Annotated in this window: 15 protein-coding genes; 8 read left to right on the top strand and 7 right to left on the bottom strand. The window is 68.2% G+C overall.

Annotation, left to right across the window (positions count from 1 at the left end; all coding sequences use genetic code 11):
• Nucleotides 1-158: 158 nt before the first annotated feature.
• Nucleotides 159-1,895, top strand: a complete 1,737-nt coding sequence (locus FHX60_RS07610) for an FAD-dependent oxidoreductase (RefSeq protein ID WP_183282970.1) — start codon at nt 159-161, stop codon at nt 1,893-1,895.
• 13 nt (nt 1,896-1,908) lie between these two features.
• Here the strand turns inward: FHX60_RS07610 and ada are convergent, their stop codons facing one another.
• The gene (gene ada / locus FHX60_RS07615) at nt 1,909-2,991 is read right to left on the bottom strand and encodes a bifunctional DNA-binding transcriptional regulator/O6-methylguanine-DNA methyltransferase Ada (RefSeq protein WP_183282971.1); all 1,083 of its coding nucleotides are present in this window, start codon (nt 2,989-2,991) and stop codon (nt 1,909-1,911) included.
• A gap of 7 nt (nt 2,992-2,998) precedes the next feature.
• Nucleotides 2,999-3,775 carry a 2OG-Fe(II) oxygenase gene (locus tag FHX60_RS07620; RefSeq protein WP_260163686.1) on the bottom strand — a complete coding sequence of 259 codons (777 nt, stop codon included), beginning with the start codon at nt 3,773-3,775 and terminating at the stop codon, nt 2,999-3,001.
• 222 nt (nt 3,776-3,997) lie between these two features.
• On the opposite strand from FHX60_RS07620, the gene FHX60_RS07625 reads away from it, so the two are divergent.
• Nucleotides 3,998-4,477 carry a nuclear transport factor 2 family protein gene (locus FHX60_RS07625; RefSeq protein ID WP_183282972.1) on the top strand — a complete coding sequence of 160 codons (480 nt, stop codon included), beginning with the start codon at nt 3,998-4,000 and terminating at the stop codon, nt 4,475-4,477.
• Nucleotides 4,478-4,532: 55 nt separating this feature from the next.
• Here the strand turns inward: FHX60_RS07625 and FHX60_RS07630 are convergent, their stop codons facing one another.
• Nucleotides 4,533-6,305, bottom strand: a complete 1,773-nt coding sequence (locus tag FHX60_RS07630; RefSeq protein ID WP_183282973.1) for a dipeptidase — start codon at nt 6,303-6,305, stop codon at nt 4,533-4,535.
• A 254-nt stretch (nt 6,306-6,559) separates the two neighbouring features.
• Here FHX60_RS07630 and FHX60_RS07635 point away from each other — a divergent pair, with 254 nt between their 5' ends.
• The 3 genes from FHX60_RS07635 (at nt 6,560) to FHX60_RS07645 (ending at nt 9,504) form a co-directional block, all read left to right on the top strand.
• Nucleotides 6,560-7,291 (top strand): glutathione peroxidase, encoded by a 732-nt coding sequence (locus FHX60_RS07635; RefSeq protein WP_112775142.1) that lies wholly within the window; start codon nt 6,560-6,562, stop codon nt 7,289-7,291.
• 154 nt (nt 7,292-7,445) lie between these two features.
• The gene (locus FHX60_RS07640) at nt 7,446-8,846 is read left to right on the top strand and encodes a dihydrolipoyl dehydrogenase (protein ID WP_183282974.1); all 1,401 of its coding nucleotides are present in this window, start codon (nt 7,446-7,448) and stop codon (nt 8,844-8,846) included.
• Between the two features lie 109 nt (nt 8,847-8,955).
• Nucleotides 8,956-9,504: a TetR/AcrR family transcriptional regulator gene (locus tag FHX60_RS07645; protein WP_183282975.1), complete on the top strand. Its 549-nt coding sequence runs from the start codon at nt 8,956-8,958 to the stop codon at nt 9,502-9,504.
• Between the two features lie 15 nt (nt 9,505-9,519).
• Here the strand turns inward: FHX60_RS07645 and FHX60_RS07650 are convergent, their stop codons facing one another.
• Both FHX60_RS07650 and FHX60_RS07655 read right to left on the bottom strand, forming a co-directional pair.
• On the bottom strand, nt 9,520-9,861 hold the full coding sequence (locus FHX60_RS07650; RefSeq protein ID WP_116310626.1) for a BrnA antitoxin family protein: 342 nt from the start codon (nt 9,859-9,861) through the stop codon (nt 9,520-9,522).
• Nucleotides 9,845-10,096, bottom strand: coding sequence for a BrnT family toxin (locus FHX60_RS07655; RefSeq protein ID WP_260163691.1), 252 nt, complete (start codon nt 10,094-10,096; stop codon nt 9,845-9,847). Before FHX60_RS07655 ends, FHX60_RS07650 begins: the two co-directional genes overlap by 17 nt.
• 275 nt (nt 10,097-10,371) lie before the next feature.
• On the opposite strand from FHX60_RS07655, the gene FHX60_RS07660 reads away from it, so the two are divergent.
• Nucleotides 10,372-12,582: a TonB-dependent siderophore receptor gene (locus tag FHX60_RS07660; protein ID WP_183283415.1), complete on the top strand. Its 2,211-nt coding sequence runs from the start codon at nt 10,372-10,374 to the stop codon at nt 12,580-12,582.
• Nucleotides 12,583-12,739: 157 nt separating this feature from the next.
• Here the strand turns inward: FHX60_RS07660 and FHX60_RS07665 are convergent, their stop codons facing one another.
• Nucleotides 12,740-13,414, bottom strand: coding sequence for an SOS response-associated peptidase (locus FHX60_RS07665; protein WP_183282977.1), 675 nt, complete (start codon nt 13,412-13,414; stop codon nt 12,740-12,742).
• A gap of 233 nt (nt 13,415-13,647) precedes the next feature.
• Between FHX60_RS07665 and FHX60_RS07670 the strand changes: the two genes are divergently transcribed.
• Together FHX60_RS07670 and FHX60_RS07675 are read left to right on the top strand one after the other, a co-directional pair.
• Nucleotides 13,648-15,312, top strand: coding sequence for an AMP-binding protein (locus tag FHX60_RS07670; RefSeq protein WP_183282978.1), 1,665 nt, complete (start codon nt 13,648-13,650; stop codon nt 15,310-15,312).
• Nucleotides 15,313-15,490: 178 nt separating this feature from the next.
• Nucleotides 15,491-16,222, top strand: coding sequence for a BON domain-containing protein (locus FHX60_RS07675; protein ID WP_112775149.1), 732 nt, complete (start codon nt 15,491-15,493; stop codon nt 16,220-16,222).
• A gap of 18 nt (nt 16,223-16,240) precedes the next feature.
• On the opposite strand, the gene FHX60_RS07680 is transcribed toward FHX60_RS07675, so the two are convergent.
• Nucleotides 16,241-17,341, bottom strand: a complete 1,101-nt coding sequence (locus FHX60_RS07680; RefSeq protein WP_183282979.1) for a GlxA family transcriptional regulator — start codon at nt 17,339-17,341, stop codon at nt 16,241-16,243.
• Between the last annotated feature and the right edge of the window lie 35 nt (nt 17,342-17,376).

Here is a 17,376-nt window from a genome sequence, read left to right on the forward strand (position 1 = left end):
GCGCCGAGGCGGACATTCAATCCCAAGCCGGCGCAATACGCAACTGTCGGCGCCCCACGGCCTCGCATTCCCCGTCGCGCCGTCTACTATCGATAGGCCGCGCCGCGGCGGCCGGGATACGCGCGATCCGGCGGGTACCGATGTCATCAGGGGGCAGCATGGCGAACTTGCAGGCGGAGGCAGTGGCGGTCGAAGCGGAGCCGGGCGCAGAGGCCGGTGGCGGCCTGGAGGCACCGTACTCCACGCTGGAATCACGCTGGCACCAGATGTTCCCGCAACTGACCGCCGACGAGATGGAGCGCGTGCGCCGCTTCGGCACGCCGCAGAGCTGGCACGCGGGCGAGAAGCTGTTCGCCATCGGCCAGTCCGGGCGCGGCATGTACCTGGTCACCAGCGGCCGCGTGCGCGTGATGCGGCGCGACGGCCTGGGGCGCGAACACCAGATCACCGAGCAGGGGCCCGGGCACTTCCTGGCCGAGGTCGGCACCCTGGCCGGCCGCCCGGCACTGGTCGACGGCGTCGCCGTCACCGAGACCCATGGCTACGTGATCATGCCGGACCGGCTGCGTGCGCTGCTGGTGGCCGAGGCCGAACTGGGCGAGCGCATCATGCGCGCGCTGATCCTGCGCCGCGTGGGGCTGATCGAGTTCGGCAGCGGCCCGGTGCTGGTGGGCCACGGCACCGAGCCGCAACTGCTGGCGCTGCAGGCCTTCCTGCGGCGCAACGGCTACCCGCATACCGTCATCGATATCGACGCGGACCGCGACTGCTCCTTATTGCTCGACTACGCCAACGCGCCCGCGAGCGACTTTCCGCTGGTGATCTGCGCCGACGGCCGCGTGCTGCGCGCTCCGGACGAGGGGCAGCTGGCGTCGTGCCTGGGCCTGCTGCCGGAGTTCGACCCCGACCATGTCTATGACGTGGTGGTGGTCGGCGCCGGGCCGGCCGGACTGGCGACGGCGGTCTATGCCGCCTCCGAAGGCCTGTCGGTGGCGGTGATCGATTGCCGCTCGCCGGGCGGGCAGGCGGGCGCGAGCGCGCGCATCGAGAACTACCTGGGTTTCCCGACCGGCATCTCCGGACAGGCGCTGGCCGGCCGCGCGTTCGTGCAGGCGCTCAAGTTCGGCGCGCACATCGCGATTCCGCTGGAGGTGAAGGCACTGCACTGTGGGGCCGACCCGATCCGGCTGGAGCTTGCCGACGGCCGCATGGTGCCGACCCATACCGTGGTGATCGCCACCGGCGCGCAGTACCGCCGCCCCGGCATCGCCGGGCTCGAGCATTTCGAAGGCCGCGGGGTCTACTACTGGGCCTCGCCGGTGGAAGCCAAGCTGTGCAAGAACGAGCCGGCGATGCTGGTGGGCGGCGGCAATTCGGCCGGGCAGGCGGCGGTGTTCCTGGCCTCGCATGCGGCGCATGTGCATATGCTGGTGCGCGGCCCGGGCCTGGCCGCCACCATGTCGCGCTACCTGATCGACCGCATCGCCGCGCTGCCGAATATCACGCTGCATACCCATGCCCAGATCAGCGCGCTGGACGGCGACGGCTGGCTCAGCGCGGTGCACTACGATTGCCGCGCCGAGCATCCCGCGCCGGTCACCATGGCGGTGCGGCATCTGTTCCTCTTCATCGGTGCCGACCCGAATGCGACGTGGCTGCGCACCTGCCATGTCGAGGTCGATGACAAGGGCTTCGTGCGCACCGGCGGCGGCGCGCTGGGCTGCGCGTCGGCGGTGCCGTATCCGCTGCAGACCAGCGTGCCGGGGGTGTTTGCCATTGGCGACGTGCGGGCGGGATCGACCAAGCGCGTTGCCGCCGCGGTCGGCGAAGGCGCGGCGGTGGTGGCGCAGATCCACGATTACCTGGCAAAGATCCAGGCACCTGCTTCCCACTGAGCGGCGGGCGGCTTCACCCCTGCGCCTCGCGCTCCAGCAGTTCGCGCTTGCGCGCCACGCCCCAGCGATAGCCTGACAGGTCGCCGTCGCTGCGTACCACGCGATGACAGGGAATCGCCACCGCCAGGTGGTTGGCCGCGCACGCCTGCGCCACCGCGCGCACCGCGCGCGGCGCGCCGATGCGGGCCGCGATCTCGGCGTAGCTGGCGGTGCTGCCGGCGGGGATTTCCCGCAACGCTTGCCATACGCGCTGCTGGAACGCGGTGCCGCGCACGTCCAGCGGCAGCGCCAGGCCGATCGAGGGCGCTTCGATCAGGCCGACCACCTGAGCCACGAGCTGCTCGAAGTGCGCGTCGCCGCCGATCAGGTTGGCGCGCGGGAAGCGGTCCTGCAGGTCTTGCAGCAGTGCTTGCGGATCGTCGCCCAGCAGGATTGCACAGACGCCGCGCTCGCTCTGCGCCACCAGGATCGCGCCCAGCGAGCATTGGCCGATGGCAAAGCGAATATCGATGTCGGCGCCGCCCGCGCGGTAGCGCGATGGGGTCATGCCGAGCACGGCGTCGGAGGTCTCGTAGAAGCGGCTGTTGGAGCCGAACCCGGCATCGTAGATGGCCTCGGTCACGGAGTCGCTGGTTTCCAGTTGCTCGCGCAGTTTCCTGGCCCGATGCGCGGCGGCGTACGCACGCGGGGTCAGGCCGGTGGCGCTCTTGAACAGGCGGTGGAAGTGGTAGGGGCTGATGCCCGCGGCGCCGGCCAGCTCCGGCAGCGTGGGCACGACGTCGGCGGCCTCGATGCGGCGGCAGGCGTCGGCCACCATGGCCGCGTGCCGTGCCGCCAGCGCGGGCGGCGCCGCACGGCGGCTGGGGCGGTAGCCGGCGGCTTCGGCCGCGGCGGCGTTGTCGAAGAACTCGACATTGGCCGGATGCGGCAGCCGCGACGGGCTGCTCGGCAGGCAATACACGCCGGTGGTCCTGACCGCATAGACGAAGTCGCGGTCGGCGCCCGGGTCGCGCGCCAGCACGCGCGCCCAGCGCGGATCCTGTTCGACCAGGGTGGCTTCGGCTGCTTGCGCGGAACGGCGGATGGATCGGGTCATGGATGCCTCACGTAGCGTCGTGGAAGATGATGCCGAGCGTGTAGCGCTGTCCGGCATGCAGCCGGCTGACACCATGCCGCAGGTTGACGCGATAGCTGCCGCGGCTGCCCTGCACCGGCCGCTGGCTGACCGCGAACACCACGGCATCGCCCTGGCGCAGCGCCACCACCTCGGCGCGCGACTGCATGCGCGGACGCTGCTCGGTCAGCACGAACTCGCCGCCGGTGAAGTCGCGGCCCGGCTCCGAGAGCAGGATCGCGACCTGCAGCGGAAACACGTGCTCGCCGTACAGGTCCTGGTGCAGGCAGTTGTAGTCGCCCGGCCCGTAGCGCAGCAGCAAGGGCGTCGGCCGCGACTGGCCGGCATCGTGGCAGCGCGCGATGAAGTCCCGGTGCGCGGCGGGGTAACGGACGTCGATGCCCATGGCGGCATTCCAGCGGTTGGCTACCGGCACCAGGTGCGGGTAGAACGCCGTGCGCAGTCCGGCGACCAGGCCGGGCAGGGGATAGCGGAAGTACTTGTATTCGCCCTGGCCGAAGCCGTGCCGACGCATCTCGATGCGCGAGCGGTACAGCGCGTCATTGCCATAGCCGGCCGCCAGCGCGTCGCATTCGTCGGCGGACAGCAGGCCGGGGATGGCAGCGCAGCCATAGTCATCGAGCTCGCGCGCAACCGCGTCCCAGTCGATGCCGTCGACTCGGGTCGCCACGTCGGCCTCATGCCGGCGCGCCACATCCGCGCCACGCGGCTGCAGGAACGGCCGGCGCGGCCCGGCCACTGCCATTTTCGGCTGCTGAAGGTGGCTGTTGCCCACTGCGAATCTCCTGTCCTGTGCTTGCATGGTGCCAACTTTAGGCCTGGTCCGTGCACGGCACACTCCGGGTCTTGCTTTTGAATTCAGTCGCCATCCTGCCTTGACAAGACAGCTCTGTCTACCAATAATGAGACAGGTCTGTATCATCCGTCGTTAATCCCCACTTCAATGCTTGTCCACCAAGGAGCCTCCATGTCCACACCCGTTGAAACCCGTCCGCCGCTGCCTCCGTTCACCCGCGAAACCGCCATCGCCAAGGTCCGCGCCGCCGAGGACGGCTGGAACAGCCGCGATCCGGAGCGCGTGGCGCTGGCCTATACCGTCGACAGCGCCTGGCGCAACCGCGCCGAGTTCGTCAACGGCCGCCCCGATATCGTCGCGTTCCTGCAGCGCAAATGGCAGAAGGAACTGGATTACCGGCTGATCAAGGAACTATGGGTGCACGAGGAGAACCGCATCGCCGTGCGCTTTGCCTATGAATGGCACGACGATTCCGGCAACTGGTACCGGTCATACGGCAATGAGAACTGGGAATTCGATGAGGCGGGGCTGATGCGCAAGCGCTTTGCCTGCATCAACGATGCGCCGATCCGGCTGGCGGATCGCATGTTCCACTGGCCGCTGGGCCGTCGCCCGGACGGGCATCCGGGCTTGAGCGAGCTGGGCTTGTGATGGGTGTGGCCACCTCTCCCGCGCGGGAGAGGTGAAAAAACAGAAGGCCGGCTTATTACTGCATCTTGTCCAGGTTGCCGATCCGCACCAGCATCTCGGTGAACATCTGCATATCGAGATTGAGGTCGGCCACTTCCTTGTACTCGCGCGCGTTGTGCGCGGTGTATTTCTTGCCCGGCATGGCCGGCCCGAAGTTGATGGCGTTGGGCATCAGCTTGGCCGTGGTACTGCCGGCGGTGGCGACCGGCTTGGCTTCCAGCCCGGTGGTATCGCCGAAGATATTGAGCAGCGTCGACAGCCATGCCCCCTTCGGATCGCGCGCCATCCAGTTGCCCTGGTCGTACTTGATCTCGACCGGCCCATGGGTGGCGGCCCAGCCGAAAATGCGCTTGGTGATCTTGCCGCCCAGTTCGTCCGGCGTGCGCCCGCGCGGCATGCGCACGTTGGTGACCACGTCGACGTATTCGCCGCGCTCGCGCACCAGCGTGGGCGACATGGTCAGCGGGCCCATGAACGGATCGCGGTAGGCCACGTCCATGCGGTTGCCCAGGTAGTCCAGGCCGTACAGGTCGTTCAGGTAGCGGACCGCGTTCAGGTAGTGGTTTTCGGCAAAGCGCACCCCGCTGGCCTGCAGGAACAGCGCCAGCCGCGGCAGCGGGTTTACGCCTTCTTCGGGCCGCGAGCCGTGCGCCGAGGCACCGGTGACCTTTACTTCGACATCGTTGCCGGCTCGCTTGACCTCGATGGAGAACTTGCCGCGCGGCGTGTAGCGGCGCACGAAATCCGCGCGCGCCTGTTCCAGCGCGGCGGCCACCGCGGCCGGATCGCCGCCGGCAATGCGCGCGGTGGCGGTTTCAGGAATCGCATTGGCCGAGGCCGCGCCGCGCATCGCGACAATGGCGTGGCCCTTGTTGTCGGCCTGGCTGGGCGCGCGCTTGTCGTCGGCCGCCTTGATGCCGAACGAGACGGTCAGCGTGCCCGCCCCTTTCTCGGCCACCACGGCCGGGTACTTGCTGTCGAGCACGACGTTGTACTCGGGCAGCGTAGTGTGTTGGCGGTAGTACTTCATGCCGTCGCCACCGGTTTCCTCGGTGGTCTCGATCATCAGCCGGATGCTGCGCTCGAGCGGCACGCCGCTTTCCTTGACGGTTTTCATCGCGTACAGCACCGCGGCGATCGAGCCCTTGTCGTCGATGGTGCCGCGTCCGTACAGCAGGTCGCCGATGCGCGTCATGCGGAACGGGTCAAGCCGGGTGCCGTCGTCCAGCACCCACTCCTCGGCCACCGCCGGCACCACGTCGGCGTGGGTCAGGATGCCGAAGGTGTCCTTGCCGCCGCCGGGCAAGGTCACCTCGAACACGCGGTTGTCGACATTGCGATAGGCCAGCCCGAACTCGCGCGCCATGCCTTCGATCATCTTGCCGAACTCGATGATGGCGGGGTTCTCGTGCTGGGCGATCTTTTCCTCGCGCACGGTGCGCAGCGCCACCATCCTGCCCAGCACATCGATGGCCGCGGCCTCGTTGCGCAGCCGGTTGTAGACCCCCAGCAGCCGGGCGACATTGACCAGGTTGTCGCCCGACAGCGGCGTCTTCGACTGCCACGCCGCCACCGCGGGCGCGACCATCGGCTCGGCCTTGGCCGCCGCCGCCATGAAGGCCGGCAGGTCGGCCTGGGCCGCCTTGGCCGCGGCCGGGCTGTTGCCGGTCAGGGCTTCCAGCGCCGGCTTCTTCAGCGTCTGCGCGTGCGCGGGAAGGGCCAGCGCGAGCGACAGCGCGAGCAGGGATGCCCACCGATGGCGGTACGGCAGGCGGCAAGGTCGGGTCATTGCGAAGAACGGAGTCTGAGGAGATGCCGCATGATAGGGCACTCCCCGGGGTTTTCCCGAAAAAATATGCTTTTTCGTCCGCGCGGGCTGGACAGCTTCCGGGCCGATAGGCGGTGCCTATCCCTCAATCATAGTCTTTGGCAATCATCGCTTTTGAAACGATGAATTGTACAAATCACTTCGCGGTCTACAGAATAGGGCCTTCGCTGCAACCCGCAGCCGAACCAACCCGATCCAGAACCAGGAGTGAATTGATGCTGCAATCCCGCGAAGGCCAACGCGTTCCCAATGTCGCTTTCCGTGTGCGTGAAGACAACGAGTGGAAGACCGTCACCACCGGCGAGCTGTTCGACGGCAAGACCGTGGTGGTGTTCTCGCTGCCGGGCGCCTTCACCCCGACCTGTTCTTCGACCCACCTGCCGCGCTACAACGAACTGGCTCCGGTCTTCGCCAAGCACGGCGTCGACGACATCCTGTGCGTGTCGGTGAATGACACCTTCGTGATGAACGAATGGGCCAAGGACCAGGAGTCCGAAAACATCACGATGATCCCCGATGGCAATGGCGAATTCACCGAAGGCATGGGCATGCTGGTGGACAAGGCCGACCTGGGCTTCGGCAAGCGCAGCTGGCGCTATGCGATGCTGGTCAAGGACGGCGTGGTGCAGAAGATGTTCATCGAGCCGGAAGAGCCGGGCGACCCGTTCAAGGTGTCCGACGCCGACACCATGCTGGCCTACATCGCCCCCGGCGCGCGCAAGCCTGACCAGGTGGTGGTGTTCTCCAAGGTCGGTTGCTCGTTCTGCGCCAAGGCCAAGCAGCTGCTCGACGACAACGGTTTCGACTACATCGACGTGCCGCTCGACAACAAGGTGCGTGGCAAGGTGCTGGGCGCCGTCTCGGGCGAGATGACCGCACCGCAGGTCTTTATCAACGGCAAGCTGATCGGCGGCGCCGAAGCGCTGCAGCAGTACCTGGCCGCCTGAGCCCCGATCAGCCGATTCCCATTCTTGCCCCGATCCACGGGGCCGGCAGTCGCCGGACCCGATGGCGCCGCCTTGCCCGAACCACGCCGGGCAGCGCCATCCAGCCCGCTGATTGACCCAGCCTGACGCTTCAGAACACAAAGGAACCACCGCCATGACCACCATCCAGACCGACGTCGCCGTGATCGGCGCAGGCACCGCCGGCCTTGCCGCCTACCGCGCCGCGATTGCGGCGGGCAAGCGCGCCGTGATCATCGAAGGCGGCCCCTACGGCACCACCTGTGCCCGCGTGGGCTGCATGCCCTCCAAGCTGCTGATCGCCGCCGCCGAGGCCGCGCATGAACTGCGCCACACCGCGCCGTTCGGCGTGCATGTCGATGGCCAGGTCCGCATCGATGGCCGCGAGGTGATGGCGCGCGTGCGCAGCGAGCGCGACCGCTTTGTCGGCTTCGTGGTGCGCGGCGTGGAGAACATCGCGCCGGCCGACCGCATTCGCGGCTATGCCCGCTTTATCGACACCACCACGCTGGAAGTGGACGGGCATACCACCGTGCGTGCCAGCCGCGTGGTCATCGCCACCGGCTCCACGCCGGTGCTGCCGGCGCCGTTCCGGGTATTCGGCGACCGCCTGATCGTCAATGACGATGTGTTCTCGTGGCAGGACCTGCCCGGCAGCGTGGTGGTGTTCGGCCCGGGCGTGATCGGGCTGGAGCTGGGCCAGGCGCTGTCGCGGCTGGGGGTGCGGGTGCGCGTGTTCGGCGTCAGCGGCTCGCTCGGGCCGTTGACCGACCCGGTGATCCGCGCCGACGCGGCACGCACCTTCAACCAGGAGTTCTACCTCGATCCCGACGCCAAGGTGACCGACATGGGCCGCGACGGCGACCAGGTGGTGGTGACCTATCTCGACCGCAAAGGCCGCAGCGTGACCGAGCGCTTCGACTACGCGCTGGCAGCCACCGGCCGCGCCCCCAATGTGCGCGGCCTGGCCCTGGAGAACACCGGGCTGGCGCTGGATGCGCGCGGCGTGCCGCTGTTCGACGCGCACACGCTCCAGTGCGGCAACGCGCCGGTCTTTATCGCCGGCGATGCCAACAACATCCTGCCGCTGCTGCACGAGGCCGCCGACGAAGGCAAGGCCGCCGGCGAGAACGCCGCCAGCTATCCGCAGGTGAAGCCGCTGGCGCGCCGCGCGCCGATCGCGGTGGTGTTCACGGACCCGCAGATCGCGATGGTCGGCCAGCGCTACGCGGACCTGGCGGCGCGCGGGGAGGACAGCTTCGTCACTGGGGAGGTCAGCTTCGAAGACCAGGGCCGCAGCCGCGTCATGCTGAAGAACCGGGGGCTGATGCACGTCTATGCCGACAAGACCACGGGCCGCTTCCTGGGCGCCGAATGGACCGGCCCGCGCGCCGAGAATATCGCCCACCTGCTGGCGTGGTCGTACCAGCAGGGCCTGACCATCGCGCAGATGCTGACGATGCCGTTCTACCACCCGGTGGTGGAAGAGGGCCTGCGCACCGCGCTGCGCGATGCGGCCGCCAGGCTTGAAGGCTGATCGCGCGGCGATTGCTAGACAGGTCTGTCTGTCATAGTATCGAGACACGGCCGGGGCGGCGCGCTGCCCCCGGCTGTTGTCCTGTTCCCGCTACCCAAGCTTTCCCCAAATGGCCACGCCTTCCGCCCGCGACCGCATCCTCGACACCGCCGCCCGCCTGTTCTACCAGGAGGGCTATCGCGCCACCGGCATCGACCGGATCATTGCCGAGTCCGGCGTGGCCAAGATGTCGCTGTATCGCCATTTCGCCTCCAAGAACGCGCTGATTGCCGCGTTCCTGGCGCGCCGGCATGACGAGTGGATGGCGTGGTTCCGACAGGACGTGGAAGCTCGCCTGGCGGCGCGGCCGCGCCTGGATGTGATCGCCGATACGCTGGCCGACTGGTTCGGCAGCGACTTCCGCGGGTGTGCCTTCATCAATGTGGTGGCCGAGGCTGGCGGCGATGCCCAGGCGCAGCAGCAGGCAGCAGCCCACAAGGCCGATCTGGAAGCCTTCATTGCCGACCTCGCGGCGCGCCTGGGCCTGCGTGCGCCACAGGCGGTCGCGGCGGAGGCGATGCTATGCATCGAGGGGATGATCGTGCGCTACCAGACGCAGCCGGATAGCGGGGTGATCGAGGCCGGGAGGCGGTTCCTTGGTCGCCTGCAGGACGATTGAAGAGATCGTCCGGGCCTATCGCCTGGGCAGCAGCATCCGGCGCGCTGCCGCATAGTCGCGCAGCGCCTCGTTCATCAGCGTTTGCCAGCCGCTGCCAGTTGCCTTGTAAGCCGCCAGCACGTCGGGATCGATGCGTAGCGTCTGATTGACCTTGCGTTCGCTGACTGGTTTGGCCGGCCTGCCGCGGCGCTTTGCCAGTGCATCGGCTTTATCCTTGCCGAGCACCTCCCGCGCTGAGCGCATCTCCTTGAACTGTTCTGTCGGCACTGACACCGCATCGCGGTCTTCCGCAATGCCGCGCGCGATGGTGGCGTCCTCTGCGGGGGTAGGGCGGATGAGGTCAGACTTTCTGTTCATAGTCGCGCATCTCTCTTGAGCTGGCCTTACGCAGGCTGATTGCCCTCAGTGTGTCGCCGCGCAGGGTGAATACCAGGCAATACAGGCGCGCACCAATCGGTCCATATGCGATGTAACGGGTTTCGCCGTAAGGTTTGCGGTCATCGATTTTCAGGAGGGCGCAATCAAAGTCCATCAACCCTGCGGCGGCCAGCGGCAACCCGTGATGGCGTTGGTTGATGGCGTCCTTTGCCAAGTCAAACTCGATTCCATTCGGATTTACTGTAGCAGCACAAAATAAGGTAGGCAATATTTTTATGCTACAGCGAAAAAATCGCGGCTGGCATCGCATAAAGCGGAAAATCGATCACTTGGCCGACGACGATTCCATGAAAGGTCGTTGTCCTATGTCTCGCTTCTGACACATTCAGGCTACAATTCTTATGTAATCACGAATCATTCCTATTCGTAATCAGAATTTTCCACTTGTGATGCCCCTTTGTGGCATCGCCACCTTTCGATCCCTGAGTGATGCCTCTGCACCCGACCCCGCGGGCGAAGCGACGCTTTGCCCGCTCCGCGCTTGCCACCCCATGCCGTCTTTCCCTGACCACCCTCGTGCTGAGCCTGCAGGCCGGCGGCGTGTTTGCGCAGTCCGGCGAGAGCCCTGTGCCTGCCGCGCCGGCGGCCGCAGCCGCGGCGGAATTGCCGGCCGTCACGGTGCGCGCCAACAGCGACGATGAAACCGCCACCGGCCCGGTCCACGGCTTTGTCGCCAAACGCAGCGCCACCGCCACCAAGACCGACACGCCCGTGATGGAGACGCCCCAGTCGATCACCGTCATCACGCGCGACCGCATGGAGGCGCAGGGTGCGCAGACCGTGCAGCAGGCCATCGGCTATAGCGCCGGGGTCTACGCCGGTCCCTACGGCAATGACGCGCGTGGTGACTGGGGCAAGTTCCGTGGCACGGACTTCACGCAGTATCGCGATGGCTTGCTGAACCAGGTCGGCTTCTACAACAACGTGCGTCCCGACGTATACGCCCTGGAGCGCATCGACGTGCTGCGCGGGCCGTCGTCGATGCTGTTCGGGCAGGGGGCGGTCGGCGGCATCCTGAACCTCGTCAGCAAGCGTCCGCAACCGGAAGCGGCGCGCGAGATCGGGGTGCAGTTCGGCAACTACAACCGCAAGCAGGTGCAGGCCGACGTGACCGGGCCGCTCGATGCGGACGGCAAGTGGCTGTACCGCCTGGTGGCGCTGGCGCGCGACAGCGACACGCAGGTGGACTACGTACAGGACAACCGCTACCTGCTCGCGCCGTCGCTGACATGGCGGCCGACCCAGGACACCTCGCTGACGCTGCTGGCCAACTTCCAGCGCGACGTGAGCGGGACTTCGGTGGGTTTCTTCCCGTGGCGCGGCACGCTGACTCCGAACCCGGGCGGGCAGATTCCCGACCACCTGTTCATCAGCGAACCCGGCTTCGACCGCTACACCGCGGAGCAGCAGTCGGTCGGCTACGAATTCCAGCACAAGTTCAACGACACCGTGACGGTGCGGCAGAACCTGCGCTACTCGCACAGCTCGGTGGACTACCGCAGCATCTACGCGCGATTCAACGACGCCAATCGTGGCTGGGTGCCAGGCAGCAACACGCTGATGAACCGCACCGTCTACGTGAATCAGCCGACCCTGAATTCGTTCGCGGTAGACACGCAGGCACAGACCAACTTCCGCACCGGCCCGATCCAGCACACGCTGCTGACGGGCGTTGACTACCAGCATGCTGAAATCACCGGGACCACCGGCGTCGGCGGCTCCGCCGCGCCGCTCAATGTTTTTAACCCGGTCTACGGCAATTTCACGCCGCCGGGCACGCGCTCGCTGAATCCCGCCACGCAGGCGCAGACCGGCCTGTACGTGCAAGACCAGCTGGCCTGGAACAAGTGGCTGCTGATGCTGGGGCTGCGCTATGACTGGTCGCGCGCCGCGCAGGACAACACGCCGTCGGCGAGCCGCGACGACAGCGAGCTGACCAAGCGTGCCGGCCTGATGTACCGCTCGGACGTCGGCCTGAACCCGTACGTCAGCTACTCCGAGTCGTTCCAGGGGCTGGCCGGCTTCAACAAGGCCAACCAGGCCTTCAAGCCGCTGCGCGGGTCGCAGTGGGAGGCGGGCATCAAGTACCAGCCGCCGGGCAAGAACGCCACGCTGACCATCGCGGCGTTCGACATGCGCGAGAAGAACCGCAAGACCGCCGGCGTGGTCAACGGCATTCCCGATTCGGTGCAGGTGGGCGAGGCGCGCACGCGCGGCATCGAGGTGGAGGCACTGGCTTCGCTGACGAACCGCCTCGACGTGATCGCCACCTATACCTACCTGGATGCGCGCGTGATCGACGGCACCCCGGCCGAGGTCGGCAAGAAGCTGGCGAGCACGCCGTCGAACATGGCGTCGCTGTGGGCCAACTATCGCTTCAAGCTGTTCGGGATCCCGGGCTTCGTGGCAGGCGGCGGCTTGCGCTACATCGGGCCCAGCTATGACGGCAACGATCAGAACCGGGTGGGCGGCGTGACGCTGTACGACGCCATGATCGCCTATGACCACGGGCCCCTGCGGGTCGCGCTGAACGCCAACAACCTGTTCGACAAGCAGTTCCTGACCACCTGCCTCGCGCGCGGCGATTGCTACTTCGGCGCACGCCGCACGGTGGTGGGCTCGGTCACCTATCGCTTCTGAGCGGGACTGGCGCAAAGAATCGAGCCCCCGGCCGGGGTGGTCGGGGGCCCGATCAGCAACCAGACGCCCGTCGGCGTCCAGCAACGAGTGTAGTCCGGAAAATCGCCATGGCAAGGGCAGCGGCGGATCGGGCATGCCGCCGCTTGCGCCCGTCGTGCTAATCCGCGTCGGGAATGGGCGCTCCCTGCACTTTGGGCGCCGGCTCGGACTGCATGGCATGGGCCGGCAACAGGCGCAGGAAGGTGCGTGCGATCTCCGGGTCCCGGCACGTCAGCCAGTCGTCCCACTGTGCGCGCGGCACGATGACCACGGCGCGCTTCTCGTCGCCCGGCTTGTGGAAGCGCTGCAGCAGCGGGTGCTGTGCCGAGCTGACGGTCAGCATGGTGAAGGACAGCGCCTGGTCCGGCCAGCCGCGCCACAGCCCGGCAATGCCGAAGGCCGGCTCGCCGGGCAGCCAGACGCGCCAGCGCACCGGCTTGCCCGGCGCCGCACCGTCCGCCGCATCGTCGGGGTACGCAAACTCATAGAACGCCGTGGCCGGTATCAGGCAGAACTGGCCCTGGCGCCAGTAGCGCGCGAAGGCGGGTCGCTCGCCCACGGTTTCGCTGCGGGCATTGGTGGTGTCGTAACGCCGTGCGCCCGGTGGAATGCGCGCGCGCGGCACCATGCCGAACGAGGCCAGGTCGGCGCTGCGTGCACCGCCGTCATCGGCGCGCACGATCGGCGCTGCATAGTCGGGGTAGGTCTCGGCCTTGTACACGCCCGCGGGTGGCTCAACGCCGAAGATTTCCCGCAGGATGCGGCGCTGGACCGGGGCATAGTTGGTGCACATGCGCTGTCTCCCGAAGGTGATGCCCGTATCGTGTGGGGCCGGGGGCGCCGCGTCAAGGTCGCTGCGGCGCCCCGTTGATCCGCATGGCAGGGATGGCAAAAACCGTCAGCCGCGCTGGCGGAATCGGTTATTGCCGGATCGGCGCGCCGTGGCGCACACTCTTGCGGCAGCCGTGGCGCGGCCACCGCGCACGGCCACCGACTACAAGGCACAAGCCGGATTCAGGAGACTTCATGCGCGACTACGCCCAAGCTTTCGACGGATTTTCCTATGACGACGCCGTGGCCCGGCAGCTGCACGGCAGCCTGGCGGCGATGAACGCCTGCGTCGAATGCTGCGACCGGCACGCACAGCCCGGCCGCATTGCACTGAACTGGGAAGGGCGCAACGGCGATGCGCGCAGCTGGACCTTTGCCGAACTGCAGGCGCTGTCGGCACAGTTCGCTGGCTTCCTCAAGGCGCAGGGCGTGCAGCCGGGCGACCGCGTCGCGGGCCTGCTGCCGCGCAACGCCGAACTGCTGGTGACGATCCTCGGCACGTGGCGCGCCGGGGCCGTATACCAGCCGCTGTTTACCGCCTTTGGCCCCAAGGCCATCGAGCACCGGCTCAATGCGTCGGGCGCAAAGGTGGTGGTCACCGATACTGCCAACCGGCCCAAGCTGGACGAGGTCGCGGGATGTCCTGCCATCGTCACCGTGGCCGGCACCCAGGGCGGCACGGCGCAACACGCCGTGAGCGCGGGCGATTTCAGCTTCTGGGCGGAGTTGGCACGCCAGCCGGCATCGTTCGCGCCGGTGATGCGGCGCGGCGACGACCCCTTCCTGATGATGTTCACCTCCGGCACCACCGGCCCGGCCAAGCCGCTGCTGGTGCCGCTCAAGGCCATTGCGGCGTTTGCCGGCTATATGCGCGACGCGGTCGACCTGCGCGACGACGACGCGTTCTGGAACCTGGCCGACCCGGGCTGGGCCTACGGCCTGTACTACGCCGTCACCGGACCGCTGTCGCTGGGCCATGCCACCACGTTCTACGACGGCTCGTTCACCGTCGACAGCACTTGCCGCGTGATCCGCAAATACGGCATCACCAACCTGGCCGGATCGCCCACGGCGTACCGGCTGCTGATCGCGGCGGGCGACGCCGTGTCCGGCCCGCTGCGCGGGCAGCTGCGCGCCGTGAGCAGCGCCGGCGAGCCGCTCAACCCCGAAGTGATCCGCTGGTTCGCCAGCGAGCTGGGCGTCACCATCCATGACCACTATGGCCAGACCGAGCTGGGCATGGTGCTGTGCAACCACCACGCCCTGGCCCACCCGGTACGCATGGGTGCGGCCGGCTTTGCCAGCCCCGGGCACCGCGTGGTGGTGGTCGACGACGCACTGCGCGAACTGCCGGCCGGCCAGCCGGGCACGCTGGCGCTGGACCTGAAGCGCTCGCCAATGTGCTGGTTCGGCGGCTACCACGGCACGCCTACCAGCGCCTTTGCCGGCGACTATTACCTGACCGGCGATTCCGCCGAGCTCAACGACGACGGCAGCATCAGCTTTATCGGCCGCGCCGACGACGTCATCACCACCTCGGGCTACCGGGTCGGGCCGTTCGACGTGGAAAGCGCGCTGATCGAGCACCCGGCGGTGGTCGAGGCCGCGGTGATCGGCAAGCCAGACCCCGAGCGCACCGAGCTGATCAAGGCCTTCGTGGTGCTGGATCCGCAGCACCCGGCCTCGCCCGAACTGGCCGAGACCCTGCGCCTGCACGTGCGCCAGCGCCTGGCCGCCCATGCCTACCCGCGCGAGATCGAGTTCGTCGCCGAACTGCCCAAGACCCCCAGCGGCAAGGTCCAGCGCTTTATCCTGCGCAACCAGGAAGTCGCACGCGCGCGCGAGGCCGCGGGCGCCTGAGCCTTGCCGTACCGGCTGGCGGGGGCAGGGCCCGCCGGGCCCGCGGCGGACCGCTTCCTATAATGAGGAAGCGGTTGCCGGGGTCCCGGGGGTGAAGGAGGCCGCGGCGCCGCTCCCGCGCGCCTGCAGGCAGGGGCGCGCATCCCTCCATCTCCAGACCAACCGGCGAGGCGACAACATGCAGAGTAGCGAAGCGGTGCTGACGCAGGCGCGCGCAGCCCTGGCCCATGTGCCCTATCAGGGCCATGTCCTCCATCCCACCATCCATCTGCGGCTCTCGGACGGGGCGCTGATCCTCGAGGGCGAGGTGGCCGATATCGTCGACAAGACCCGGGCCGCGGCGACGCTGCGGCGCGTGGACGGCGTCACCAGCGTGATCGACCACCTGCGCGTGGCCGACGGCGGCGCCCCGGTCGGCGACGGCGAACTGCGCGACGCGGTTTGCGAGCGCCTGCTCAATGCCGTCGAATTCCACAATTGCAAGATTTGCGCGCGCGTCAAGGGCAAGCCGGAAGCCATGCGCGAACCGGTGAACGAACGCAACGGCTGGATCGAGGTCGCGGTGCAGGACGGCGTGGTGACGCTGTGGGGGCAGGTGATCAGCCTGTCGCACATGCGCCTGGCCGGCGTACTGGCATGGTGGTCGCGCGGCTGCCGCTGCGTGGTCAACGAACTGGTGGTGGCGCCCGCCGAGACCGACCGCGACGATGAAATCACCGAGGCGCTGATGCTGGTGCTGGAGACCGATCCCTTCGTGAATGCCGCCCAGGTCAGCGCGCATACCCAGGACCGCGTGGTAACGCTGGAGGGCTGCGTCAACAGCGAGCGCACGCGCCGCCAGGCCGAGCGCGATGCGTGGTACGTGCAGGGCGTCGAGGACGTGGTCAACCACATCTCGCTGCGCCCCTGAGCGCGGGCGCGGGACCGGCTACCGGTGCGCGCCGCGCTGCGCGGCGGTGTCTTCCATGCGCCAGTAGCGCCGCCGCGCCCGCAGCGCGAAGCGGGCGCGGTAGTCCGACATCGACATGCCGGTGGCGCGCTGGAACAGCCGGCGGAACGCCGCGGCGTCGCTGTAGCCGCACGCCTCGGCAATGGCATGGGTGCCGTGCAGCGTGACTTCCAGCAGCATGCGTGCGCGTTCCACGCGCAGCGTGTGCAGGTAGTCCAGCGGCGTCATGCCGGTGACCTGGCGGAAATGCCGCAGCAGCGTGCGTTCGCTGACCGCCGCCGCCTGTGCCACCGCGGCCAGCCGGTAGGGCTCGGACACATGGTCGCGCAGCCATTGGATGGCGCGGTAGACCGGGCTGTCGGCGGTGCGGCCGAGCCAGCGTTGCGACGCCAGCGCCGGCACGCTGCGCTGGCGCTCGGGCTGGTACAGCATCAGCCGCGACGCCGCCTGCGCCAGGTCAGGGTCGTGCAGGTGTCCCAGCACGCGCAGCATGAATTCCACCTGCAGCGCGGGCGCCACGCAGGAAAACACTTGCCCATGCACGCTCATGGCTGCGTCGCTGGCCAGATCGCAATGCGGGTACTGGCGCGCCATCCAGCTCTGGAACATCCACGGCGCCCCCACGCTGGCGCCATCCAGCAGGCGCAGCTGCAGCGGCAGGGCCATCCCCGATGCACAGGCGGCAATCCAGCCGCCGGCGCGCGCATGGCGCTCCACCAGGCGCAGCGCCGCGGCATCGCGCAGCACCAGTTCGCCCAGCTGCGGCGCATTGCTCGCCAGCAGCGCGGGAATGACCAGCAGCGTGCGGCTGCCGGGCGCACGCGCGCGCCGCGTCGACGACACCAGCCCGGGCAGCTCCGTGGCCAGCGTGCGGCCGTTGGCGCCGCACAGGTGCCAGCTCAGCGTCGGCGCGGCGTCGGGGCGCTGCAGGCTGGCCACGCCTGCCACCGTGCGCAGCACGTCGAGCGTGGTGAACAGGCTGCCGGGCATGGCTTGCGGCAGCCACAGCAGGCGCACGTGCAGCGGGACGTTCTGTGACGATGGCGCGATGGAGGTGGCGGAGGCGGTGGGGGCTGGCATGCCTTAGGGCGGTTCGCATGGTTGGGGGTGGCCGG

This window comes from Cupriavidus alkaliphilus, from assembly GCF_014191175.1.
Lineage (GTDB): Bacteria > Pseudomonadota > Gammaproteobacteria > Burkholderiales > Burkholderiaceae > Cupriavidus > Cupriavidus alkaliphilus.